Annotated in this window: 23 protein-coding genes; 9 read left to right on the top strand and 14 right to left on the bottom strand. The window is 32.9% G+C overall.

What is annotated here, in order from left to right; translation table 11 throughout:
* Nucleotides 1–126: 126 nt before the first annotated feature.
* The 3 genes from SHI72_RS02760 to SHI72_RS02750 form a co-directional block, all read right to left on the bottom strand.
* Nucleotides 127–1527, bottom strand: a complete 1401-nt coding sequence (locus tag SHI72_RS02760) for a DUF5723 family protein (RefSeq protein WP_323488980.1) — start codon at nucleotides 1525–1527, stop codon at nucleotides 127–129.
* Nucleotides 1524–2075, bottom strand: coding sequence for a hypothetical protein (locus SHI72_RS02755; RefSeq protein WP_039119946.1), 552 nt, complete (start codon nucleotides 2073–2075; stop codon nucleotides 1524–1526). Before SHI72_RS02755 ends, SHI72_RS02760 begins: the two co-directional genes overlap by 4 nt.
* Before the next feature lie 81 nt (nucleotides 2076–2156).
* Nucleotides 2157–3023 carry a hydroxymethylglutaryl-CoA lyase gene (locus SHI72_RS02750; RefSeq protein ID WP_086894101.1) on the bottom strand — a complete coding sequence of 289 codons (867 nt, stop codon included), beginning with the start codon at nucleotides 3021–3023 and terminating at the stop codon, nucleotides 2157–2159.
* A 360-nt stretch (nucleotides 3024–3383) separates the two neighbouring features.
* Between SHI72_RS02750 and SHI72_RS02745 the strand changes: the two genes are divergently transcribed.
* Together SHI72_RS02745 and SHI72_RS02740 are read left to right on the top strand one after the other, a co-directional pair.
* The gene (locus SHI72_RS02745) at nucleotides 3384–3995 is read left to right on the top strand and encodes a hypothetical protein (protein WP_039111183.1); all 612 of its coding nucleotides are present in this window, start codon (nucleotides 3384–3386) and stop codon (nucleotides 3993–3995) included.
* On the top strand, nucleotides 3992–4705 hold the full coding sequence (locus SHI72_RS02740; RefSeq protein WP_323488979.1) for a DUF3307 domain-containing protein: 714 nt from the start codon (nucleotides 3992–3994) through the stop codon (nucleotides 4703–4705). The genes SHI72_RS02745 and SHI72_RS02740 overlap by 4 nt, the downstream gene beginning before the upstream one ends.
* Here SHI72_RS02740 and SHI72_RS02735 read toward each other — a convergent pair.
* Complete coding sequence (locus SHI72_RS02735; RefSeq protein WP_323488978.1) at nucleotides 4691–5710, bottom strand: quinone-dependent dihydroorotate dehydrogenase; 1020 nt, start codon at nucleotides 5708–5710, stop codon at nucleotides 4691–4693. The genes SHI72_RS02740 and SHI72_RS02735 overlap by 15 nt on opposite strands.
* A 155-nt stretch (nucleotides 5711–5865) precedes the next feature.
* Here SHI72_RS02735 and SHI72_RS02730 point away from each other — a divergent pair, with 155 nt between their 5' ends.
* The gene (locus SHI72_RS02730) at nucleotides 5866–7005 is read left to right on the top strand and encodes a formylglycine-generating enzyme family protein (protein WP_323488977.1); all 1140 of its coding nucleotides are present in this window, start codon (nucleotides 5866–5868) and stop codon (nucleotides 7003–7005) included.
* A gap of 125 nt (nucleotides 7006–7130) precedes the next feature.
* Nucleotides 7131–8408, top strand: coding sequence for a peptidase T (gene pepT, locus SHI72_RS02725; protein WP_086894097.1), 1278 nt, complete (start codon nucleotides 7131–7133; stop codon nucleotides 8406–8408).
* A 132-nt stretch (nucleotides 8409–8540) separates the two neighbouring features.
* On the opposite strand, the gene SHI72_RS02720 is transcribed toward pepT, so the two are convergent.
* Entirely contained in the window at nucleotides 8541–9497 is a 957-nt protein-coding gene (locus SHI72_RS02720; protein ID WP_323488976.1) for an aldo/keto reductase, read from the bottom strand.
* A gap of 99 nt (nucleotides 9498–9596) precedes the next feature.
* Between SHI72_RS02720 and SHI72_RS02715 the strand changes: the two genes are divergently transcribed.
* Both SHI72_RS02715 and SHI72_RS02710 read left to right on the top strand, forming a co-directional pair.
* Nucleotides 9597–9827, top strand: a complete 231-nt coding sequence (locus tag SHI72_RS02715) for a DUF433 domain-containing protein (RefSeq protein ID WP_086894095.1) — start codon at nucleotides 9597–9599, stop codon at nucleotides 9825–9827.
* Nucleotides 9827–10165: a DUF5615 family PIN-like protein gene (locus SHI72_RS02710; protein ID WP_323488975.1), complete on the top strand. Its 339-nt coding sequence runs from the start codon at nucleotides 9827–9829 to the stop codon at nucleotides 10163–10165. The genes SHI72_RS02715 and SHI72_RS02710 overlap by 1 nt, the downstream gene beginning before the upstream one ends.
* Before the next feature lie 45 nt (nucleotides 10166–10210).
* Here SHI72_RS02710 and SHI72_RS02705 read toward each other — a convergent pair whose 3' ends face one another.
* Nucleotides 10211–10813 (bottom strand): HdeD family acid-resistance protein, encoded by a 603-nt coding sequence (locus SHI72_RS02705; RefSeq protein ID WP_323488974.1) that lies wholly within the window; start codon nucleotides 10811–10813, stop codon nucleotides 10211–10213.
* A 292-nt stretch (nucleotides 10814–11105) separates the two neighbouring features.
* On the opposite strand from SHI72_RS02705, the gene SHI72_RS02700 reads away from it, so the two are divergent.
* Nucleotides 11106–11615, top strand: coding sequence for a C40 family peptidase (locus SHI72_RS02700; RefSeq protein ID WP_323488973.1), 510 nt, complete (start codon nucleotides 11106–11108; stop codon nucleotides 11613–11615).
* A 101-nt stretch (nucleotides 11616–11716) separates the two neighbouring features.
* On the opposite strand, the gene SHI72_RS02695 is transcribed toward SHI72_RS02700, so the two are convergent.
* Nucleotides 11717–13297 carry a L,D-transpeptidase family protein gene (locus SHI72_RS02695; protein ID WP_323488972.1) on the bottom strand — a complete coding sequence of 527 codons (1581 nt, stop codon included), beginning with the start codon at nucleotides 13295–13297 and terminating at the stop codon, nucleotides 11717–11719.
* Nucleotides 13298–13458: 161 nt separating this feature from the next.
* Nucleotides 13459–13866, bottom strand: a complete 408-nt coding sequence (locus tag SHI72_RS02690; protein WP_039111192.1) for a DUF1573 domain-containing protein — start codon at nucleotides 13864–13866, stop codon at nucleotides 13459–13461.
* A 170-nt stretch (nucleotides 13867–14036) separates the two neighbouring features.
* Between SHI72_RS02690 and SHI72_RS02685 the strand changes: the two genes are divergently transcribed.
* Nucleotides 14037–15299: a HAMP domain-containing sensor histidine kinase gene (locus SHI72_RS02685; protein ID WP_323488971.1), complete on the top strand. Its 1263-nt coding sequence runs from the start codon at nucleotides 14037–14039 to the stop codon at nucleotides 15297–15299.
* Nucleotides 15296–15985, top strand: a complete 690-nt coding sequence (locus SHI72_RS02680; RefSeq protein WP_323488970.1) for a response regulator transcription factor — start codon at nucleotides 15296–15298, stop codon at nucleotides 15983–15985. Before SHI72_RS02685 ends, SHI72_RS02680 begins: the two co-directional genes overlap by 4 nt.
* Before the next feature lie 314 nt (nucleotides 15986–16299).
* Here the strand turns inward: SHI72_RS02680 and SHI72_RS02675 are convergent, their stop codons facing one another.
* From SHI72_RS02675 to SHI72_RS02650, 6 genes are all read right to left on the bottom strand, one after another.
* Nucleotides 16300–18531: a radical SAM protein gene (locus SHI72_RS02675; RefSeq protein WP_323488969.1), complete on the bottom strand. Its 2232-nt coding sequence runs from the start codon at nucleotides 18529–18531 to the stop codon at nucleotides 16300–16302.
* A gap of 123 nt (nucleotides 18532–18654) precedes the next feature.
* Entirely contained in the window at nucleotides 18655–19179 is a 525-nt protein-coding gene (locus SHI72_RS02670; protein WP_323488968.1) for a hypothetical protein, read from the bottom strand.
* 35 nt (nucleotides 19180–19214) lie between these two features.
* Entirely contained in the window at nucleotides 19215–19904 is a 690-nt protein-coding gene (gene prfH, locus SHI72_RS02665; protein ID WP_086894086.1) for a peptide chain release factor H, read from the bottom strand.
* Nucleotides 19892–20497 carry a hypothetical protein gene (locus SHI72_RS02660; RefSeq protein ID WP_039111198.1) on the bottom strand — a complete coding sequence of 202 codons (606 nt, stop codon included), beginning with the start codon at nucleotides 20495–20497 and terminating at the stop codon, nucleotides 19892–19894. The genes prfH and SHI72_RS02660 overlap by 13 nt, the downstream gene beginning before the upstream one ends.
* Nucleotides 20498–20511: 14 nt before the next feature.
* A complete protein-coding gene (locus tag SHI72_RS02655; RefSeq protein ID WP_323488967.1) occupies nucleotides 20512–21903 on the bottom strand; it encodes an RtcB family protein in 1392 nt (463 codons plus the stop codon).
* Between the two features lie 13 nt (nucleotides 21904–21916).
* Complete coding sequence (locus SHI72_RS02650) at nucleotides 21917–22690, bottom strand: hypothetical protein (protein ID WP_323488966.1); 774 nt, start codon at nucleotides 22688–22690, stop codon at nucleotides 21917–21919.
* Between the last annotated feature and the right edge of the window lie 191 nt (nucleotides 22691–22881).

Genomic DNA, 22881 nt, shown 5'->3' with positions numbered 1-22881 from the left:
ATTAAAAAAAGCTCCTGAAATCTACCTCGTTCCTAGCCCGGATAGCAGCGGAAATCCTTTATTGTTTTCCTTTAAAACAATAAAGATTATAGCGAATAGCCGGATTAGCTTCTTATAAAAAATAACTTAATAGTATTCAGAATTTTCTTTGAAAATAAAATTAAGTCCAAATTGAAACGTAGCACTATTGGCTTTTGTGATATCCTTGTATTCCAGAATATTATCGACCATGGCGTATAAATTGAACTTACCCAGATTTGTTGAAAGTCCAAATCCTATGTTTTTTGAAGAAAAAGAATCTATGGTGTAAGTTGCTTTTACTTGAAGATTTTCAAAAAGAGTACGTCTATAAAAAGCCGTTAAAGCTACCAATGGTGTTCTTGGTGTAGACATTGCAAATAATTGCGCTCCTACCCCATTAAGATATTCAGTTTCTCCTTTTGACACACAATTACATTCTTCGTCGGATCTGGATTCACCGAAAGAATACTGAAATGATGCATTAAATTTTACTGGTCGCCAAGTAGTGTATTTACCATAAACTGTGTCACGCGGAATTGCTGCTTCGAACTCATCGAATACATTTTCTGGTTTTTCGGGATTGGTAAAATTAGGATTTACTCCTTCATATTGATAATACCCCTTATAAGTAATCGTTTCGACATCTTTGCTGTGGCGAATAAAACCAACATCGATTACACTTGCTGTGAGCTGAATATTTTTTTTAGGATAATAGGTTATTCCTGCATCAAAACCAAGTCCTAAATTTCCACCCAAAAAAGTGTTTTTTGCAATATCCGAAGCTACGCTTCCATTATAATCATCTTTACGAAATTCGGCAATTCCTGAGGTTTTTAGTTCTAAATTAGAAGATATAATTTGATTATACATTGTTGAATTAGAGTTTCCTGTATAAATATATCCTGAATTCTTGGTAGTAGTCGCATTTAATCCGCTAGAATACAACTTTGCTCTACCTCCTAAAACTAATTTATCACTTACTTTTTTATGATATCCAACATGAAAAACAGAAATTACTTCGGCCTTGGCGGTTAACTGACTTAAATCAAACGATTTTCCGATATAATTTTTGTTTCCATCTAATGCTAATAATGCTAAATCTTTAGGTACATACATAAAAAAATCGGCTTCTTGATACACTCCAAATGAAACGTAAGCTTTACTTTCTCTACCTCCAACCTTGAATCCTCCTGAAAACAATTCGACTTGCTGATTAACAGAAACCTTATCATTTTTGGATGCTTTGTTTACTGCATTTCTTAACTTGGTATTAAAGTCGACTCCGTTATTTGCAAACAAATCGTAAGCCGAAAAACTGCTTGAACCAAGATTTGCCGAAATACCAGATAACAACGGGACTCCAAAATAATACTTATACGAAATATCTGTTCCTGGATTTACAAGCAACGATTGCGGAATTGAAGAGAAATTATACAACACTTGTTTGTTCTGTGCTAATCCTGAAATAGTCATTGCCAACAAGAAAATTAAATAGATTTTTCTCATTTTATTTCGAAGTAAACAGTTGCTCCCGAACGTAATTTTAATCTTCCTGGGCTATCTGGAGTTAATGGAGTTCCTGGCAGCATGGTAATTCCTATTTCTAGTTTAACTGATTTTTTTAATAAATCTAATGTCTCATTTTCAAAAACATCTGTATACTTTACAATATTTGGTGTATTTGCATAAGCTGGAACATCTATTTCGGTATGATGAACCACCTGATTATCGACATCAAGAAAAACAAAATTAACTATGTAGGCTCTAGCTATCGTATTATCAATTTCGAAATTGAACTCGGCTTTCTTTAAATTGTCTCTAAAAAAACTATCTCTAAACACATCGAAATCCTGCACGTTAAAAACAACATCTTGTTCTTCTCCATTATCAACAAATGTATTTGCTTTAACATCAAAATAGGTTAAATTGGCAACAAAAACGGGCTCTAATTTAAGATCTTTGGTTTGGTCAAAATCTAAATCACTAGCGCACGAACAAAACAATAACGCAACGATTATGAGCCTGAAAAACATATTATATTGATATAATTTCATTGCAAAATTATTTTAATTTGATGTAATGAGAACAACGATTTTGATTAATTGTTGTAATTAAAAGAAAAAGACATTAATGATTTAATGATATGCTCCAAACAATTTAGATGCTTCATTATAAGCACTTTCAAAACTCATAGCTCTTACATTGGTATCTTGTTTTTGTGCTGTAAAATACGATACCATTTTTTCTGTTGGCATATTCCCTGTTAGTTTATCGGTTGCCATTGGGCATCCTCCAAAACCTTGAATCGCTCCATCAAAACGGCGACAACCTGCAAGGAAAGCAGCATCTATTTTTTCGAACCAAGTATTGGGTGTGGTATGCAAATGTGCGCCAAACTCGATCTGAGGATATTGTGCAATTAAATTCGAAAACAAATACGTAATAATATCTGGAGTTGAACTTCCTACGGTATCAGAAAGTGAGAGTGTTTTCACACCCATTTTGGATAATTTCTCTGTCCACTCCCCAACAATCTCAACGTTCCAAGGGTCTCCATACGGATTCCCGAATCCCATCGAAAGATAGGTAATCACTTCTTTGTTCTTTTTATCAGCAATTTCTAATATTTCCTGAAGCGTAATTATAGATTCGGCTATAGTTTTATGTGTATTTCTCATTTGGAAATTCTCGGAAATCGAAAATGGAAATCCTAAATACTGAATCTCTTTATGCTCCGAAGCTATTTCTGCTCCTTGTGTATTGGCAATAATTGCTAATAATTTACTGGTAGTTTGAGACAAATCTAGTTGTGCCAAAACCTCAGCAGTATCTTGCATTTGCGGAATTGCTTTTGGAGAAACAAAACTCCCAAAATCAATGGTATCAAAACCTACTCGCAATAAAGACTGGATATAAGAAACTTTATTCTTGGTAGGAATAAATGTTTTGATGCCTTGCATAGCATCTCGCGGACATTCGATAATCTTAATTTCTTTACTCAAAGCAGTTCTGTTTCTGAATGCTAAGTTACTGTCTTTTTTATATAAATAAAAAATATCTTCCTCGTTTATTTTATTACATAAAAAAGTAATAATTACAAATATTACATAAAAACGTAATAATAAATAATATTCCTTATATTTGTAATATTAAAACTCCTATGAGTAAAAGTTAATCGATTTGAGCATTTATAATAAATGTGGACTTCTCCCCTCCCGAAGTTTCGGGATCGGGACGCTCAGCCTGACAAACTTTTATATGTCTTGCTGAGCGGAGTCGAAGGGACATTTTATAATAGGTAAACCAAAGAAATGTAGCCAATTGAAACAAAAAAGCTATTTAATTTTTAATTATATTTGAATATGATAAGCGTAATCACAGGGGATATTATAGGTTCCAGACAACTAAAATCCAAAGATTGGATTGAGAATTTAAAAAAACTATTTTCTCAATTCGGCAAAAATCCGAGCGAATGGGAGATTTATCGTGGTGATGAATTCCAGATAGAAATTAAAAATCCTGAAGAAGCTCTATTAGCAACTTTATTGATAAAAGCCTATTTGAGATCTATAAAACTGGATGCCAGAATGAGTATTGGTTTTGGAGACAAGACCTATACAGCAAAGAAAATATCCGAAAGTAACGGAACTGCTTTTGTAAATTCCGGAGAACTTTTTGAAACTTTGAAAAAACAAAAAACAACTTTGGCATTAAAATCAGGAAATCTTGATTTTGATACAAAACTCAATTTAATGTTACGTTTAAGTCTTACTTTTATGGATAACTGGCTGGTTCCTGCTGCTAAATTTATAGTAATTGCAATTCAAAATCCGACATTATCACAGGAAGGAATCGGGATAAAATTAGGCATTAACCAAGCAGCCGTAAGTCGAAGACAGAAACGTGCACAATATGATTTAATGATGGATCTAGACCAATATTTTAGATCACAAATAAAAGAATTTACTTTATGATACTATTTGTAAAATTATTTTTGGCACATTTACTTGGTGACTTTATATTTCAGCCTAATTTGTGGGTTATTGATAAAGAAACCAAAAAACAAAAAAGCATTTACCTATATATACATATAGCCTTGCATGGTATTATAGCCTGGATTCTGGTTGGTGAATTGTCCTTTGGGTGGTATGCGCTATTATTAGCAATAACACATGGTTTTATTGATTTTTTAAAACTTCATTTCCAAAAAGATACTACCAAAAGAGCTTGGTTTATTGGTGACCAAATTGCACATTTGATAGTTTTGATAGCCATTGCATTTTTATACAGTCAGCAAAGAATATACTTGCATTGGCTTAACAGTCAATTCTGGATTATAGTAACGGGGGTTTTATTTTTAACAAAACCAACTTCTATTTGCATCAGAAACCTGATCTCGATTTGGACTCCCGAAAATAAAAATGGAACCGACGATTCTCTTGCCAATGCAGGAAATTACATTGGCATACTAGAACGTCTATTTGTATTTTGTTTTATAATCACTGGACATTTTGAAGCCATTGGTTTTTTACTGGCAGCAAAATCTATTTTCAGGTTTGGCGATTTGAAAGAAGCCAAAGATCGTAAACTAACAGAATATGTTCTTATAGGAACTCTTTTAAGCTTTGGTATTGCATTACTTACTGGCTTGATCGCTCAAGTTATGTTATTACAAACCTTTTAAAATCTCTTTGTTTATTTCTTTAATCAAAGCTGGGCCTTCGTAAATAAAACCTGTGTATAACTGAACCAGACTTGCACCTGCATTTAATTTTTCGATAGCATCTTGTGCAGTATGAATTCCTCCTACTCCTATAATAGGAAATGCTTTGTTGCTTTTTTCAGAAAGAAAACGAATTACTTCGGTTGATCTTTGGGTTAACGGTTTACCCGACAAACCTCCCATTTCTTCTTTATTTACCGATTGTAATCCATCTCTGGAAATAGTAGTGTTGGTTGCGATTACACCAGCAATTTGAGTCGTTTTTATAATATCGATAATATCCAATAATTGCTCATCGGTTAAATCTGGAGCAATTTTTAATAATATCGGTTTTGGTTTTGCATGCGTTAGATTTTTATTTTGTAACGTTTGCAATAATTGCGTCAATGGTTCTTTATCTTGTAACGCTCTTAAGTTTGGCGTGTTTGGAGAACTTACATTCACCACAAAATAATCTACATGACTAAATAAGGCATCAAAACAAATGATGTAATCATCGACTGCATTTTCATTTGGGGTTATTTTGTTTTTCCCAATGTTTCCACCAATTAAAACTCCTTTATTTTGCTTCAAGCGTTCTACAGCTTCGATAACACCACCATTATTAAATCCCATACGGTTAATAATTGCCTGATCTTCTTTTAAACGAAATAATCTCTTTTTAGGATTTCCTTCTTGTCCTACTGGTGTTACAGTTCCTATTTCTATAAATCCGAAACCAAAATCTGAAAGTTCTTTATATAGTTTAGCATCTTTATCAAATCCTGCTGCAAGACCAACGGGATTACTAAATTTTATCCCGAAAACTTCTCGCTCTAATCGAGGGTCATTTTCTTTATAAATTGCTTTTATAATCGATGAAACTCCTGGTATTTTTGAAATAAATCTAACAAATGAAAAAGTAAAATAATGAACTTCTTCTGGATCAAACCTAAAAAGTATCGGACGAATAAGCAATTTGTACATAAGTGTGTTGTTGTTTTTGTGGGTGCAAATTTAGCTATTATATGCTAAAATGCACCCAATTTATATAAAAAAACAACTTCTTAATTTGATCTGTTTTAACTTTTTATTGTATTTTTATTGTTGAAAACACAAACTATACAAAAACAGTCGAATTAATGAAAAAAATAAACAAATATTGGTTATTTGGAACAATAGCCGCTGGTATTCTATTTATTAGCTTTGGCTATGCAAAATTTATAAAGCCAACTACAGAAAAAACAACTCAGGATTGTAATGAAGTTCAAATGGTTTCATCAGAATCTAAATTTGAACCTACAATCGTTAATAAAAAAGCAGCTCCATCCAAAGCTCCAAAAGGCATGGTTTGGATTCCGGGCGGAGAATTCTCGATGGGAAGTAATGTTGCTGACGAAAGTTTGTGTAGTATAAAAGGAGTTACCAAAGACGCTGCCCCAATACATCGTGTATATGTAGATGGGTATTGGATGGATGAAACTGAGGTTACTAATGAACAATTTGAGCAGTTTGTAAAAGCAACTGGCTATATAACCGTTGCCGAACAAAAACCTACGAAAGAAGAATTTCCTACCGCTAACGAAGAAGATTTAATTACTGGATCTGTTGTATTTACTCCTACTCCAACATCTGTAAACTTAAACAACTTCCTGCAATGGTGGTCTTACGTAGGCGGAACAGATTGGAGACATCCTCAAGGACCAGAAAGTACTATAAAAGGAAAAGAAAAATACCCTGTTGTACAAATCGCTTATGAAGATGCTACTGCTTACGCAAAATGGGCAGGAAAAAGACTTCCTAGCGAAGCTGAATGGGAATTTGCCGCAAGAGGCGGCAAAACAGGAGAATTATATGCTTGGGGAAACACTTTAAAACCTAAAGGAAAGTTCCAAGCTAATATATATCAAGGTCATTTCCCTATTAAGGATGGTGATACTGGCGAAGATGGCTTTAAAGGAATTGCGCCAACAGCACAATTTGCCCCAAATGCATATGGATTATACGATATGGCAGGAAATGTATGGGAATGGGTTAATGACTGGTATAGCGTAGATTATTACAAATCATTATCAGAAAATGGCAATGTTGCTAAAAATCCTCAGGGACCAACTGCAAGCAATGACCCATCTGAACCAGGACAGCTAAAAAAAGTACATCGTGGTGGTTCATTTTTATGTACCGACCAATATTGTACTCGCTATATGGTAGGCACAAGAGGAAAAGGCGAAGTACGATCTGCAGCAAATCATCTTGGGTTTAGATGCGTTAAAAGCATTTAAAAATTAAAATTAACACGAAAAGGATTCTACTTAAATAGAATCCTTTTTTGTTTGTAATAGGATGTTTTAATCTAAAATAAGACAGCTAAAAAAAATGTCTATATTTGTTGCTTAAAAAAATAAAAATGCAACATATTATAGATCGATTTATTAGTTATGTAACAATTGATACAGAGTCTGATCCAAATTCACAAACTACACCAAGTACTCCAAAACAATGGGATCTTGCTAATAAACTTGTCGAAGAGCTAAAAAACATCGGTATGCAAGATGTTACTATAGATGACAAGGCTTATATAATGGCAACTTTACCAAGCAATGTAGAACATACAGTTCCTACTATTGGTTTCATCTCACATTTTGATACTTCTCCAGATTTTTCGGGAGCTAATGTAAAACCTCAAATTATTCCTAATTATGACGGTAAAGACATTGTATTAAACGCTGAGCAAAACATAATTCTATCTCCAAGTTACTTTAAAGATTTATTACAATATAAAGGACAAACCTTAATAACAACCGACGGAACTACTTTATTAGGTGCCGATGATAAAGCAGGAATTACAGAAATTGTTTCGGCAATGGAATTCCTAATTAAAAACCCAGACATTAAACACGGAAAAATTAGAGTTGGTTTTACACCCGATGAAGAAATTGGTCGTGGAGCACATCATTTTGACGTAGATAAGTTTGGTGCCGAATGGGCTTACACCATGGACGGAAGCCAAATTGGTGAACTTGAATATGAAAACTTTAATGCTGCTGGTGCAAAAATTACTTTTAAAGGTAAAAGCGTACATCCTGGTTATGCCAAAGGAAAAATGATTAACTCGATGCTTATTGCTAATGAGTTTATTAATGAATTACCAAAAGGAGAAACACCTCAAGAAACTAAAGGTTATGAAGGATTTTTTCACGTACACCACTTAACCGGAAGTATTGAAGAAACTGTTCTGGAGCTTATCATTAGAGATCATAGCGCAAAAAGATTTGAAAGACGTAAAAAATTGATTGAGAGAATTACGAAAAAAATCAATCATAAATTTGCCAAAAAATTCGGAGAACCAATCGTAATTGCCGAAATAAATGATCAATACTACAATATGAAAGAAAAGGTCTTGCCTGTAAAACATATTGTTGATATTGCAGAGAAAGCAATGAGAGAATTAGATATAAAACCATTAATAAAACCTATTAGAGGCGGAACTGATGGTTCTCAATTATCATACAAAGGATTGCCTTGCCCTAATATTTTTGCTGGTGGTCACAACTTTCATGGTAAATACGAATACGTTCCTGTAGAAAGCATGCAAAAAGCAACTGATGTTATTGTAAAAATTGCTGAGTTAACTGCAATTCCGGGTATTTTTGATGTGCCTGCAAAACCTGCAAAAAAGAAATAATTTAATTTGGCTTAAGCCAAAAACCAATAAAAAATCCCAATCTGAAAATTTTTAGATTGGGATTTTTGCTTTTAATTTTAGATTGAAAACTGCAACTGAATACTAAAAAATTATACATCCTCTACAGTACTCCTATCCTAAAATAGTTTCAATTGCTTTTAATTCCTCTTGAGAAAAATCCAGATTTTGTAAACTATCTATATTGTTATTTAACTGTCCTACTGAGCTTGCGCCAATTAAAACTGATGTAATTCGATTATCTTTTAATAACCAAGCCAATGCCATTTGTGCCAAAGACTGATTTCTGTTTTGAGCAATTTCATTTAGAGCAATTATCTTTTGTACTTTTTGCTCTGATACTTCCTCGAGTTGCAAATGTCCATTCGGATTTGATGCTCTGGAGTTCTCTGGAATTCCTTTCAGGTATTTATCCGTTAAAAGCCCCTGTGCCAAAGGGGAAAACGCGATACAACCTACTCCTTTTTCTTCGAGAACATCAAGTAAACCAGCTTCGGCTTCACGTACAAACATCGAATATTTTACCTGATGTATTAAACAAGGCGTACCTAATTGTTTTAAAATTGATGTTGCTTCTCGAGTTTGTTCCGCATTATAATTAGATATTCCAGCGTACAATGCTTTTCCGCTTCTTACTGCATAATCCAAAGCCATCATCGTTTCTTCCAGAGGAGTCTCAGGATCAAAACGGTGGGAGTAAAAAATATCTACATAATCGAGTTTCATCCGCTTTAAACTCTGATCTAAACTTGATAGCAAATATTTACGAGAACCCCAATCGCCATAAGGTCCGTCCCACATTGTATAACCAGCCTTGGTAGAAACTACGATTTGATCGCGCATGTTTCCTTGAAAATTGTGCCACAATATTTTCCCGAAATTTTCTTCAGCAGAACCAGGAACTGGCCCGTAATTATTAGCTAAATCAAAATGCGTAATTCCTTTATCAAAAGCCTCTTTGATAATACTTTCACCATTTTCAAAATTATCTACCGAACCGAAATTATGCCATAATCCCAAAGAAATTTGCGGCAATAACAATCCGCTTTTTCCGCATCTATTATATTCCATTTTACTCTTTTTATTGATATAATTCCTTATAAACCAATCAAACTTATTTTAAAGCAAATTAGCGTATTATTTTTGTAAATTTGTATAAATATAATAATTATGGATACTAACTGGCAAAATTTAATTTCAATAAATTCAGATATTCGATTTGGCAAGCCTATAATTACCGGAACTCGAATTTGTGTTTCTGATATTCTTTCGTGGCTTGCTAACGGAATGTCGTATGATGAAATCATTGAAGATTTTCCTGAATTAAAAAAAGAGCATATTCTTGCTGCGCTAGCTTTTGCCGCAAATAGAGAAAACATCACCAAAATAATTGCAGCTTAATGAAATTACTTCTTGATGCAAATATTTCATGGAGAATTCTTAAACTTGTTGAGAATGATTTTTCAGGCACATTTCATTCAAAAGATATTACTAGCGTAAATCAACCTGCAAAAGATATAGAAATTTGGGAATACGCAAGGAAAAATAGCTTTACCATACTCACACACGATGATGATTTTGAAAAATTATTACTCTTAAAGGGAGTTCCTCCAAAAGTAATAATTTTAAAAACATTCAATAAGAACACTAAGCAAATTGCTGAAATTCTTATTTCAAAAAAGGAAATTATAAAATCATTTATATCAAATAATGAGTTAATGATTTTAGAAATTTATTAGTTATTTCTATCCAAAACTTTTGTCTTAGCTTCTTTTTAATATCCTCTATGAATTGATTTTATCTTCTAAATCATGTAACCTTTCAGGAATATCATGTATTCTTTTCAACTTGAAAGAGAAATAAATATAAAAAACACCAATTGCTATAAAAGCAAAAGCGGTCCAATATACTAGCGAAAGTCCTGCAAAAATAGGATTCCACAATAATATAAATGAAAATATAATCCCTAGTATTCCTAAAGCCAAAAGGTTCCCCCAATCAGGTACGGCATAACTCTTTAAATCAAAAGCAATAACTATTGCCATTATAGATCGGAATAAAATAACAAATCCTACATATAACGGAAGTATAGTAATAGAAATTAACGGATTAGAGATTAATAATATCCCTACAACTAATCCTAAAATTCCTGAAGCCAATGTCCAACCCCAATTATCAATTTTTTTTCTGTTAGAAAGTGCAAAAATAATTTCAAAAATTCCACTTCCCAAAAACGAGATACTAAAGATAAACGCAAGGGTTAAATAAGCTGCTAAGGGAGTTATAAAAGACCAAATTCCGATTCCCACAAAAAGCAACCCCACTAATAATGGAATGTACCAGTAATCAATAGCTTTTTTTACTTTTTTAAATAAAGAATTTTCCATAAGTATATTTTTAAATCACGCCTACTCTATAAAGTTTTCAGCTTACCTTTAATGGTTAACCTCATCATAAAGTAGCCATATTTAAGCTATTTTATTACGAAGTCTCTCAAAGATAAGAAATAAAAACCCCTATTTGTAAAAAATAACTCATAAAGCAGCCTTTAATTCTTCTCTTAAATAAGTTTATAAATCCTATTCAAAAAATGCTTTCCAACCCTTTGATCTAGCATTTCTTTGATATTAAAAAGTAACCACATATCTTTATAAATTAAATTACTTCCCTCTCAAAAAAATGAAATCCCCAATTTATATATTATTTGCAGCAGCTATTTTATTCTCTTCTTTTACTATAAAGAAAGAAGAAAAAATTAGAATAAATCAAGTTGAGAAAATACAAACCGCAATAGATAGAGATTCTATTATTACATATTCTAAACAATATCTGGGAACACCTTACTTATATGCAGGGAATAATCCAAATAAAGGTTTTGATTGCTCCGGTTTTGTTAATTATGTTTTTAAACATTTTGATGTGAGCGTACCGCGGAGTTCAAGCGGTTATAAAAGTCTGGGAATTACTAAAAAAGCCGAAGACTTTAAAATTGGAGACGTTTTAGTTTTTTACGGTTACAGGAATAAAACTATAGTTGGTCATGTAGGGATTATTTGTGAAGCCAATGGCATGAAATCAAAATTCATACATGCCTCTTCTGGCAAAGCTGGTAGTGTAACCATTAGTAATTTGGACTCCGATCATTATAGCAAACGTTTTTATAAGTGTATTAATGTATTGCCTAAATAAAGTTTTTGTTGCAAATCTTCCCTAATTAAATTGTGTTAATTTAGGATTGCCTAGAATAGAACGCGGATGACACAGATTCGCGTTCTATTCTACACAAAACCTTATTCTTCTGTAAGTAGCTTTATAAGACTTTCATCTCTTTTATAAATGTCTTTATAAAAATTCAAATTCCCATCACGATCTACCCAAGCGGTAAAATAACCAATATAAACAGGGATTTTCTTCTTTAGCGTATACCAACTTTCTTTACCTGTATGCATTGCTTTATCAATTCGCTCAGGAGTCCATTTAGGATCTTGTTTTAATAACTCAATTGCAAACTCTCTTGGTTTTGCTACACGCACACAACCATGACTAAAAGCTCTATTTTCTCTTTCGAACAAACTTTTTGCAGGAGTGTCATGCAAATAAATATTATTTGAGTTTGGAAATAAAAACTTCACTAAACCAAGCGAATTATTTTTTCCTGGTAACTGACGAACAGCTCCATTATTCCATTCCAGATTTTTCTTTGCCAAATAATTTTTGTCTTTAGCCATTCCTGGTTTTATTTCTGAATTAATGATACTTGTAGGGACATTCCAATACGGACTAAAAACAATATAACTCATCATTCCGCTAAAAATAACAGTTTGAGTCATCATTTTCCCTACAACAACAGCCGATACAAACGCAATTTCGTTATCACGAATTAAATACAATTTAAACTCCGGAATATTAACTTCTATATATTCTTTTCCTTTTTCGAGTTCAGGATCAATCCATCTACAACGCTCCATATTAGCAATTATGGTTTTAATCCTGTCAGATACCGGAATATTCATTTCTGCAATATGCTCCGATGTAATTTTCCCATTTACAGTATTCCCGTTGTGTGATTGATAATTTTTAACCCCTTCGACCAAAACATCATCAAAAACTAAACTCTTATTATCCTCTTTAAGGTTACCAGTTATAAACAATCGCTCTCTGATTTGCGCAACAGCAAGTGCTGAATCTCCTTTTTTTAGACTTTTAAAATCATCACCTGCCTCAATTGATTTCCAACCTCCTTTTTTTTCAATTTCTCTATATTGATGAAGTGCATCACGAAGTTTGTAATACTGGCTGAACATTTTGTTCTTTTTGTCATCACTTATAGTAGATTTTTTATAAATTGAATCTGTAAAAACCTGATAATTCACTTTTTTACGAGGTAAAAGCCATTCTAATGATTTAGTTGTTTTTTCATCTACCCCAGATACTTTCTGAACATAATAAAAATATAGATTCGTAATCATTAAATCTGTATCTACTTGTGATAATTGGTTTTCTGAAGTATGTTCAAAAATAGGACTAACCTTGTCGCTATAAGGAAAATTAGCTTTTAAGCCTTCCTGATCCAATCCATTATACTTATTGAATAATGTATGTGCGAACTCTACAACTCCTTTATTATCCAACCACAATTGAGTAGACTTATTTTTCTTGTATAATGCTAAAACATCATTCTGAAATTTCAGCAATTTAGGGTATACTTGATAAAAAGTAATAACGCTCGAACTATCTATTGTAATTTTTAATTCGGGAACTACTTTCTCTGAAGTGTTTTTTGACTCTCCTTCTTTCTTTCCTGACTTTTTATTGCAAGAAATAGTAGCCAAAAAAATGGCAACAGCTACAAGTGGATACAAAACTTTCATAATATATTTTTTAATAAAAATAGAAAAGTTTTAGTAGAAACAAACCATTTATAAAAATTTAATCTTTGCTTTACAATCTACCTATAATTACTTCAGAAATAAACATAAAAAAACTCCAAACAAGTTGAGTTGTTTGGAGTTCAGAGATATAAAACTACTTATTATAAAACTATCCCTTTCAAAGTAAGTACTTTTGGTGTTGTTTCTGCACTTGTTACAACTGTAACAGTTTTAGAAAAAGCACCTTTATTGGCAGCATTGTATGTTGCTGTAATTTTTGCCGATTTTCCAGGAAGAATTGGTTCTTTTGTGTAATTTGTTGCTGTACATCCACATGACCCTTGAACACTTGTAATAACTACAGCTGTTTTTCCTGTGTTTTTAAATTCAAAATCAATTGCTTTTGGTACATTCTGAGGGATCTGTCCCACATCAATCGTTTCAGCTTTCCATGCAATTCCTGCTGCAGCTACAACATTATTTTCTACTAATGATTGCACTGGAGCAATTGCAGAAAAAGACATTAATCCTAATGTAAATACTAATAATAAAGGTCTGATAATTTTCATAAGTCTAAAATTTAAATGATTATTTGGTTTTTCATATTTTGAACATTACAAATGTAAATCACATAAAAACGGAACGCTGTTAATCGATCTCAAATGTTTGTTAACGACTTGTTAATCGCTATATTTAAAGATATTTTTGATTAATATTACACCTTGAAAATTCTATTTAAGTGAAAATAAACAGACTCAACAGTATTATCCTTCTGGGGTTTATAGCAATTATCGGCATATTGGTCGCACAATTACTATGGACCAAGGAAGCTTTTATGCTTGAGCAAAAAAAACTGAATCAGAAAACACATATTGCGTTACTTGAAGTTGCCAAAAAATTACATGAAAGTAGTAGTAACGAGTTGCCTGCACAAAGTCCTATCCAGAAAATATCTAATGACTATTATGTTGTAAACATCGAAAATGATTTTGAACCGGATATCTTAGAATTTTATTTAAAATCGGAATTCAAAAAAATGAATATTACAACCGATTTTGAATATGCTATGTACAATTGTCAAAGCAATGAAATGGTTTATGGAAATCATGTTTCTTTATCCAAAAATTCAAAAGAAAAACAGTCAGTTTATTTCCCGAAACACAAAAATCTAGTCTATTACTTCGCTGTTCGTTTTCCTAATGAAACCAGCTATATCTTCAGTTCCATGCGTTTTTGGTTTGTGCTTTCGATAATGCTTATTGTCATTTTACTAATTTATATCTATTCGATTTTTACGCTTTTACAGCAAAAGAAATACTCTGAGTTACAACGCGATTTTATCAATAATATGACCCATGAGTTTAAAACACCTTTGGCTTCTATTTTAATCGCATCTAATTATTTAATTAAACAGAATCCGATTAAGGAAGACAAGAAACTCGAAAAATATACCGAAATCATTATCAGTCAAAGTGGTAAATTAAATAATCATATCGAGAAGATTTTGAGCATTGCAAAGTCTGATTATACCCCTTTAGAACTCGAATTAAAAAAGATTTCAATTATTCCTGCTATTGAGGAAACAATAGAAAACATCAAACTAAAATATCCCGAAACTGATATAAAAATTGAGTCAGTCGCTACAAATTATCATATCGTTGCCGATGTTTTTCATTTTACAAACATTGTTTACAACCTTCTTGATAATGCCATAAAATATTGTGATACTAAACCAAAAATCACAATTCGTTTAAGTACTGAAAACCAGCTATTAAAAATTGCCTTTATAGATAACGGAATTGGTATTGCTAACAAAAATATTTCTTTTATCTTCGATAAATTTTATAGGATTCCAAATGAAAAAAGTACGCAATCTAATGGTTTTGGATTGGGCTTGTATTATGTGAAAAAGATTTGCAACTTGCATCAATGGAAAATCAATGCTATTAACAATCCCGAAAAAGGGATAACCATAACCATCTTAATTCCGTACAAAAAATGAGTATTTTCAAAATTCTTTACACTGAAGATGATGAAACCTTAGCGTTTCTTACCAAAGATAATTTGGAACAAAATAATTATGAGGTAACACATTGTTGTGATGGAGAATTAGGTTTGGAAGCCTTTAATAAAGGGAATTTCGATATTTGTATTTTGGATATTATGATGCCAAAAATAGACGGATTTGAACTCGCTACCGAAATACGAAAAATCAACTCCGATATTCCTATTATCTTCCTTTCGGCAAAAACACTAAAAGAAGACAGAATAAAAGGATTGCGATTGGGTGCCGATGATTATCTCGTAAAGCCTTTTAGTATTGAAGAATTACTCCTTAAAATTGAAATTTTCTTAAAGCGTTCGCAAAAGAATGACTCCATAGATAAATCGGTTTATAAAATTGGGAAATACCATTTTGACATTCAGAATTTCATTTTATATAATGAAAACGAAAAAACAAGTCTTACACAACGCGAGTCAGAACTTCTGAAGTTGTTTATCGACAACAAAAATACCGTTTTAAAAAGGGAACAAATCCTTACTTCTCTTTGGGGTGATGATGATTATTTTATGGGACGAAGTCTCGATGTTTTTATTTCACGCCTACGCAAAATCCTAGTAAACGAAAAAGGAATTGTTATCGAGAACTTACACGGAATTGGGTTTAGGTTTAAGGTTGATTCTTAAGGTGCAGAGCGACAGAGCGACAAAGGTTCAAAGGAAGTTACTGAGGTTCTGAGGAACTAAGATTAAAAAGTAAAAGCTCAACAGTTATTACGCAATGCCTGTAGAGACGCACCGCAGTGCGTCTTCTCAATATAATTCCACAACGATTAAAACTAATCGTTATCTATTCTTACGCTGACTTGTTTCGTCTATTTGCTAAACATCTCAATTTTATCATCCTGAACGTCCCAATCCCGAAACTTAGGGACGGAAGAAGGCCTTTTATACAATAACCCTTTACGTTTTCTCTTTGTGAAACTTTGCGTAATAATCTACTACAACACCAATAATCCAAATTCTCTTAAAGTATTCACAGGTTTAGAATACCAAAACAACTCAAAGTCTTCAAAATTGGTTTCGAAATCAGTTTTTATCTCCTGAAATGTATAGGTTTTAGTTTTAGAAGAAGAAATTTTCTGTAGTATTTCAACTAACCATTCTCCTTCATTTTTATTGGTCTGAACACTGAAGCTTTCTTTTTTATCATGAAAAGTAAGCGTTAGCATTTCCCACGAATTTCCTTTTTTAGATTTGGTAAAAGCTTCTGTAAAAGGCTTTCCTCCCAGCCAAACAATTTTGGCAGTAGGTTTTATATTAAAATCTTCAGATTCCTGTAAAGCATCATAAATAAAGTCGGATCCAATTTTCGTTTTAGGAATTTTAAAATCAAACCAATCCTGAAGTTCATAATCAAAACAAATTCCGTGCATGAAATTAAACAACGATTTCTTTAATCCAAAACTGAATTTATCGTGATCTATTCCTGTTTTATCGGTATAATTAATATCGTTATTAGCAAAAGTCCCAATGGCTTCTGTTTCTTTTACCACTCCAAATTTTTCAGGATACATTCCGACCGGACTATGAGCTGTCATGGCAAACTGATGCCAAAATCCCGATTGTAAAACTCCTGCTTCAAACAACTGACGTACCATTTCGAGGCTATCAACTGTTTCCTGAACCGTTTGTGTCGGGTATCCATACATTAAATAGGCATGAACCATAATACCTGCTTCGGTAAAATTGCGGGTTACTTTTGCAACTTGCTCTACGGTAACACCTTTATCTATTAGTTTCAATAATCTATCCGAAGCAACTTCCAAACCACCAGAAACAGCAATACACCCCGAAGCTTTCAATAACAAACATAAATCGGCAGAGAAACTTTTCTCAAAGCGAATATTTGTCCACCAAGTAACTGCTAACTTTCTTCGAAGAATTTCGAGTGCCAAAGCACGCATAAGCGCAGGCGGAGCAGCTTCATCTACGTAATGAAAACCATTTTGCCCCGTTTGCTTCATCATGTCTTCCATTCGGTCACACAACAAACTGGCTGCAACAGGTTCGTAAACCTTTATATAATCTAATGAAATATCACAAAACGTACATTTTCCCCAATAACAACCGTGCGCCATGGTGAGTTTATTCCAGCGTCCGTCGCTCCACATACGATGCATCGGATTGACAATTTCGATAACCGAAATATACTTATCCAAAAGCAAATCAGAATAATCCGGTGTTCCAACCTGAGATTGTTTATAATCATGTCGTAACGAATTGTTTTTGTAAATAACTTTCCCGTCTTCGAGTAAAAAAGTTCTTTTATACTCATCAGAAACTTTCAATTCACAATTATCAACTATCAATTCAATAGGTACTTCCCCATCATCCAAAGTAATAAAGTCAAAAAACTCAAAAACACGAGCATCTGATAACGAACGTAATTCAGTATTTGGAAAACCGCCACCCATCGAAATTCTAATTTCGGGATGATGCTCTTTTACCCATTGCGCACATCTAAAAGCACTATATAAATTCCCAGGAAAAGGGACTGAAATTAAAAACAAAGTTGTTTTTACCGATTCTATTCTCTCTTTTAAAATGGAAATTAAAACTTCATCAATATAAGTTGGCTCTTGTTGCAAAGCTTGGTATAATTCATCAAAAGAATTAGCACTTCGCCCTAAACGTTCAGCATAACGGCTAAAACCAAAATTCTCATCGACACATTCCACTATAAAATCTGAGATATCTTCGAGATATAATGTCGCCAAATGTTTTGCTTTATCCTGCGTTCCCATTGTTCCAAATGCCCAATCAAGTTCTTCCAATTGTACAAAACGAGAAGCCTCAGGCAAGAAATCTTCCTGACAAATTTGCAATGCCAATGTTGGATTCTTTCCCTGCAAAAAAGCAATAACAGCATCAATCGTTTTAAGATACTCATCTTGTAAAGCAAAAATACGTTTGGAGTTATCTGAGATTTTTTCAGCATCTACCAACACTTGCCCATTCTTGCTTCTTGCTTCTGCCTTATCTTCATAAGCCTTAAACAAATTCTTCAATCCCTCTTTCGAAAACAATTCTAAAATCACTTCGATACCTAAATCTGCCTGAACCGATTCTATATTTTTAGTATTCAGAAACCCCTTGATATAGGCAGTTGCCGGATACGGTGTATTCAGTTGTGTAAAAGGAGGAGTGATTATAAAAAGCTTAGTTTTCAAAGGGAAATGTTTTGTGCAAAAATAAGGCATATTTAGGGACTTTTTATAAAAAGATTTGGTGGTTGTTTTTACTGCTTTTTTGAATAGAAACAATAAAGGATGCCTTACAGCATCCTTTATTCTTTACTTATTTTTCTTTTTCTTCTTATCTGACTTACTTTTTCCAGAATCTTTATCAAATTTTTTATTTAATCTTTTTTCGGTTTCTTCAATACCATAATCATAAGCTGAATTTAAAGTTGCAAGTTTAGCCTCTTTCATTGCTTTCAAGGCTTTTTTAAACTCTTGTTGACTTTCTAAAAGCATCACTTTCTTCAGAAGAATTTCTGTTTTATTAATTCCTTTAATTGTTAATGCAAAATCAATCAACTTCACGGCTTCCTCATAATCTTCATTTAAAATTAAAGTATGAATGTAAAAAGTATACACTTCGATTGCATTAATATTAATTGAGATAGCCTGCTGAAAATATTCTTTGGCTTCTTCATATTTAAATAACTGGTCACTTAAAACCTGCCCATATAAACACAAAGCCATTGTATTTTTATCATCATAAGACAAAGCATAATCCAATGATTCGATGGTTTCTTCCAGCGAATATGGATAACTATCTAATGCCTGAAAAAGATATTTATCTACTGTTTTCATAGTTTATTCTGTTTAGAAATTCAGAGATTTAGAGATTAATCATTATCTAAATAATCTTCTCTTTTTAATCTTTGCCTTTCCTGTTTGTAATTTTTTGTTTGTTTTTGTTTTTTAAAATCTGAACCCTGAAAAACCCGAATTGGGTTTCCTCGCTGAATTTGCAATTGATTCATCCATTGAGCCTGAAATTCGGCTTTAAACTGCTTTACAGTTTCATCCTTAAACTTCTGTAATAATCTCTCTGTGGCTAGTTTTTTATTCTGATGCTGCGACCGTGAATCCATCGACACAACGCTAATTCCTGTAGGAATATGAGTTGCTCTTACTGCCGAACTCACCTTATTTACATGTTGTCCTCCTGCACCCGAACTACGCATTGCCTGATACTGAATATCATTTTCAGAAATTTGCGTTGTAGTAGCTTTATCAATTTCAAAAATCCCGATAAACCAATTTTTACGTTTATGAAATTTCCTGAATTGACTCTGCCCTATCCATTGGATTGTTCCAATCCAAGAGTTTACAAACTCATTAAGATTATTACTCTCTAATAAAATTGTAGCCGTTTCGACCGTACCATTTTCAATTCCTGTTTCTCTCTGAAGCAATGTTGTTTTTATTTTATTATCATTGGCTTCTTCCAGAAAAGTCTTTAAAACCTGAGCCACAACCCAGCTACATTCTGCTGGGCCACGACCTGATGTTATTTGAATTATTTTTTCCATTTCTCTATAATTTTCAACAGTTTTTCTCTGTTCTTTGCTTCTTTTACAAATTTCGGAAGTCTGGAAACCATTGTCCCGTTACCACTTCCGTTATTGTTTCTTTCTCTCAAATCAGCTTTAATGTATCTCTCTAAGTAATTGATATGTTCCAAATTATAAGCCCAAAAAATTGATTGGTCAAATTCTTTCTGATACCATATTTCAGCATTAAAAGCACCTACTCTTTGTAATGATTTATCAGTATCTAACACAAAAGGAACTTCTTTTATATTAGGCTTAAACTCTTTAATCTCATTACATATAGAACATTTTAGCTTGATTGTTTCTGGTTTTTCATTCAGTAATTGCGACTCAAACTTTATTTTGTCTTCATTATTACAGCAATAAGTATCTACATAAGCAATGTATTTTACCATCCCTTCTTTTAAAGAATAATAGCAATTTTTACATTCTAAAATTCTTTTATCTCTATAATAAAGTTCAGATTCCAAAGCTCTCCTAACAACTGCTTGAGAAGCACATTTTGGACATTTTACCAAAATTTCATTTCCAAAACTGCCTAACCATTTATTTTCATCTTTAAACCTTTCCATAATCTTGAACTTCTTTATCTGTCCATTCTAACGATTTTTGGTGTAAACGTGCCTAACACATCCACCAATTCCGTTTGATTAGCCATTACTTTATTAATGTCTTTATATGCCATTGGCGCTTCATCGATATTGCCACCAATCAAGCTTACGTCGTTTGCTTTTAAGACTTTGTTAATCTCACTTTGTGTAAACGATTCCTTGCATTTTCTGCGAGAAAAAAGTCGTCCTGCACCATGCGAAGCTGAGTTTAAACTCTCCGTATTTCCCTTGCCCTGAACAATAAATCCAGGTGCAGTCATCGACCCAGGAATAATCCCAAGTTCACCTGCATTAGCTGGAGTTGCACCTTTACGATGTACAATGGCTTCTTTGCCATTTACCATTTCTTTCCAAGCAAAATTGTGATGATTTTCGATTGTTACAACCACACGTTTACCAATAGCTTTGGCAATACGACGATGAATATCATCATGACAAGCCTTGGCATAATCTCCCGCTAAATTCATAGCCAGCCAATATTCTTGTCCGTCGTGCGTATTTAAATCTAACCAAGCCAAATGCTGTACGTTTTTAGGTAACGGACATTGTTTTGTTGCCAAATACGTGTAATGTTTAGCAATATTTGCTCCTAAACCTCTTGATCCGCTATGTGACAGTACTGCAAAATATTCGCCTACACCAATTTTCCATTCATTAAGCGGATCAGTTATTTTGGCAATTCCAAACTCTACAAAATGATTTCCACCACCAGATGTCCCGAGTTGCTTGTACGCTTTACCTAACAAGTTTTTTATAATCGGAATATCCTGAAACTCACTTCGGCTAAACACTTCATGGTCTGCTCTTATAGTATGGGTTTCGTACATTCCAAACTTAGTATTGTCTTTTAAAATCGCTTGCAACTGATGCTCTTTTCCTTTAAAAAAAGAGGCTGGAATATCAAAAATTGACAAACTCATTCGGCAACCAATATCTACTCCTACCCCATACGGAATCACAGCATTATCTGTTGCAAGTACACCCCCAATTGGTAATCCGTAACCAGAATGCGCATCAGGCATTAAAGCTCCTGCAACCGAAATTGGTAGTTTTAAAGCATCATATAACTGATACTTAGCTTGCTCATCGATTTCATTTTCTCCAAATATGGAAAAAGGAGCTCTTGTATTATTAAGCTGATGCATTCTTACTTGAACCGGATTTACCAATCCTTCGGCAACTTTGCCCCAAGTACCATGTCCTGTAAACTTTTCTGGCGATAGTAAAACTTCTTTCGCTTCGTTTAATATACTTTCTTTTTTTTCTCGTTTTCTGTATCTGTTTATCTGCCCCAAGGCAATGTTGATACTATTATTTTTTGGAAAGCCTATTTTAATCAGGTCCTTTCCAGATAATTTATTTCCCATTGTATTTTTATCTTTAGAGTGCAATGACTCCTTTATTTAGATATTCTATTTCTTTATAATATTCATCCATTATGGTATGAATTTGTTTATTGTCTAATGGATTTTGGTATTTCAATTCTTTGTTACCTATCCATCTCCAATATTTTGCGCTACCGTGTGCAATTTTCATCATTGAATTTCGAAGAAAACGATTCGTGATATAATTACTTATCCTATCAATTTCACTTTCCAAAACTCCATCAACCATTTTTGTATGTGTTATCATATTTGGTCTCACACGCAATACATATCGCCAAGGCTCATTAAATATATAATGAACTTTATAGCGTTTACAATTAGGACACCATCGTTCCCTTTTATAAAAATGCATTTTTTCTTTATCCGTCAATGCTAGTTTTGGACTTCTCCATTCCGATTCTGAAAACTCTTTTACAGTTTGAAGTTTTTCGACATAAACATGCTTTCTTTTTCTCTTTTTCTTTTTCTTAAAAGCTTTATCAGAAGAATATTGCACCGTATTTATCTTTTCCAATACCGTTTTATAAAACAATGCTTCTTTAGATCTCGCAATATCCTCCCTAAGTACAAAATTGCGTTCCCATCCTTTTTGATAAGGTGTTGCCAAAAGAACTAATGGTAAAGCACTGCGCTTACGTAATAGTTCATCTTCAAGCTTATCTAACTGAATTAATTGTTTTTCAAAATCTTTTTTAACTGCGCTCTTTTTTTGCTTTTCCTTTTTTAAACGACTACACAAGATGTAATCATCTAAAAGATAATTGTCCATTTAAAAAATTTAAATTATAGTTTTCCTGCCAAGTATTAGAAAATACAAGGCAAAAGCATTTTATCTCCAATAGATAAATTGAGTTCGGGGTATCGGGAATTTTTTGAAGTGTCTAGAATAAAAAAAGCCCGAAAGTTAATTTCCTTCGGGCTTGTTCATATATCTAAAATTGATTTGCTATGATTGCGAAA

The sequence above is a fragment of the Flavobacterium sp. PL02 genome, assembly GCF_035013205.1.
Taxonomy (GTDB): domain Bacteria; phylum Bacteroidota; class Bacteroidia; order Flavobacteriales; family Flavobacteriaceae; genus Flavobacterium.
Note: the sequence above shows the minus strand (reverse complement) of the source record. Positions and strands in the feature narration are given on the sequence as shown.

Excerpts from the sequence above, each read along its gene's own strand:
- prfH (WP_086894086.1), bottom strand. The coding sequence starts at position 19,904 with ATGGAAAAAATAATTCAAATAACATCAGGTCGTGGCCCAGCAGAATGT.
- SHI72_RS02705 (WP_323488974.1), bottom strand. The coding sequence starts at position 10,813 with ATGGAAAATTCTTTATTTAAAAAAGTAAAAAAAGCTATTGATTACTGG.
- SHI72_RS02695 (WP_323488972.1), bottom strand. The coding sequence starts at position 13,297 with ATGAAAGTTTTGTATCCACTTGTAGCTGTTGCCATTTTTTTGGCTACT.
- SHI72_RS02660 (WP_039111198.1), bottom strand. The coding sequence starts at position 20,497 with ATGGAAAGGTTTAAAGATGAAAATAAATGGTTAGGCAGTTTTGGAAAT.
- SHI72_RS02670 (WP_323488968.1), bottom strand. The coding sequence starts at position 19,179 with ATGAAAACAGTAGATAAATATCTTTTTCAGGCATTAGATAGTTATCCA.
- SHI72_RS02690 (WP_039111192.1), bottom strand. The coding sequence starts at position 13,866 with ATGAAAATTATCAGACCTTTATTATTAGTATTTACATTAGGATTAATG.
- SHI72_RS02655 (WP_323488967.1), bottom strand. The coding sequence starts at position 21,903 with ATGGGAAATAAATTATCTGGAAAGGACCTGATTAAAATAGGCTTTCCA.
- SHI72_RS02650 (WP_323488966.1), bottom strand. The coding sequence starts at position 22,690 with ATGGACAATTATCTTTTAGATGATTACATCTTGTGTAGTCGTTTAAAA.
- SHI72_RS02680 (WP_323488970.1), top strand. The coding sequence starts at position 15,296 with ATGAGTATTTTCAAAATTCTTTACACTGAAGATGATGAAACCTTAGCG.
- pepT (WP_086894097.1), top strand. The coding sequence starts at position 7,131 with ATGCAACATATTATAGATCGATTTATTAGTTATGTAACAATTGATACA.
- SHI72_RS02740 (WP_323488979.1), top strand. The coding sequence starts at position 3,992 with ATGATACTATTTGTAAAATTATTTTTGGCACATTTACTTGGTGACTTT.
- SHI72_RS02745 (WP_039111183.1), top strand. The coding sequence starts at position 3,384 with ATGATAAGCGTAATCACAGGGGATATTATAGGTTCCAGACAACTAAAA.
- SHI72_RS02720 (WP_323488976.1), bottom strand. The coding sequence starts at position 9,497 with ATGGAATATAATAGATGCGGAAAAAGCGGATTGTTATTGCCGCAAATT.
- SHI72_RS02735 (WP_323488978.1), bottom strand. The coding sequence starts at position 5,710 with ATGTACAAATTGCTTATTCGTCCGATACTTTTTAGGTTTGATCCAGAA.
- SHI72_RS02710 (WP_323488975.1), top strand. The coding sequence starts at position 9,827 with ATGAAATTACTTCTTGATGCAAATATTTCATGGAGAATTCTTAAACTT.
- SHI72_RS02755 (WP_039119946.1), bottom strand. The coding sequence starts at position 2,075 with ATGAAATTATATCAATATAATATGTTTTTCAGGCTCATAATCGTTGCG.
- SHI72_RS02700 (WP_323488973.1), top strand. The coding sequence starts at position 11,106 with ATGAAATCCCCAATTTATATATTATTTGCAGCAGCTATTTTATTCTCT.
- SHI72_RS02715 (WP_086894095.1), top strand. The coding sequence starts at position 9,597 with ATGGATACTAACTGGCAAAATTTAATTTCAATAAATTCAGATATTCGA.
- SHI72_RS02760 (WP_323488980.1), bottom strand. The coding sequence starts at position 1,527 with ATGAGAAAAATCTATTTAATTTTCTTGTTGGCAATGACTATTTCAGGA.
- SHI72_RS02730 (WP_323488977.1), top strand. The coding sequence starts at position 5,866 with ATGAAAAAAATAAACAAATATTGGTTATTTGGAACAATAGCCGCTGGT.